General features: G+C 76.8%; 1 protein-coding gene. It reads right to left on the bottom strand.

Annotated elements, in window-relative coordinates; genetic code table 11:
• The coding region (locus ABD329_RS47845; protein WP_344318297.1) for a S1 family peptidase at window positions 1-911 on the bottom strand (911 nt) is incomplete at both ends.

The raw sequence follows: 911 nt of genomic DNA on the forward strand, positions 1-911 counted from the left end.
CCGCCGCACCACCGGCGCCACCAGCCGCGCCGCCGCCGCCGCCCGCCGCATCACCGGCGCCACCGGCCGCGTCGCCAGCGCCACCGGCCGCGTCGCCAGCGCCGCCCGCCGCATCACCGCCACCGGCGCCGCCGCCGTCCGCACCGATGACCGCGCCGGTGGCCTCCAGCGCGGCGGTCACCGGCTGGAAGAACGTCTCGCCGCCCTGGGTGCAGTCGCCACTGCCGCCGGACGTGAGCCCGACCGCCGCGTCCTCGGCGAACATCGCGCCACCGCTGTCGCCGGGCTCGGCGCACACATCGGTCTGGATGAGGCCGTTGACGATGTCACCGTTGCCGTAGTTCACCGTGGCGTTGAGGCCGGTGACCGTGCCGTCGGTGACCCCGGTCGTGGAGCCGGAGCGCTGCACCTTCAGGCCCACGCTCGCCTCGACGGCGCGCCCGATCTCCTGGGTGTTGCCGTTCTGGAGGTCGACCGTGCTGGACGGCTGGGTGGTGGCGTCGTCGTACATCACCAGCGCGAAGTCGTTCTCGGGGAACTTGGAGTCCTGCACCGTGCCCACCTGCTGGGCGCCTGCCTCGTCCGAGGTCCAGGTCTGGGATTCGTTGCCGCAGTGGCCCGCGGTCAGGAAGCCCGGGGCGCCGTCGACGCTGACGTTGAAGCCCAGCGAACAGCGGGCGCCACCGCCGAAGATGGCATCGCCGCCGTCGAGCCCACCGGCCGCGGCGTCCCCGCCGCCCCCGGCGTCACCCGCACCGCCAGCGGCGTCCCCGGCCCCGCCCGCACCGGCGTCACCCGCACCACCGGCGGCCCCCGCGTCACCCGCGCCACCGGTGGACCCCGCGTCACCCGCGCCGCCGCCTGCGGCACCGGCACCCGCGTCACCCGCGCCACCCGCCGCACCGGCGGCG

This window comes from Streptomyces javensis, from assembly GCF_039525925.1.
Classification (GTDB): domain Bacteria; phylum Actinomycetota; class Actinomycetes; order Streptomycetales; family Streptomycetaceae; genus Streptomyces; species Streptomyces asiaticus.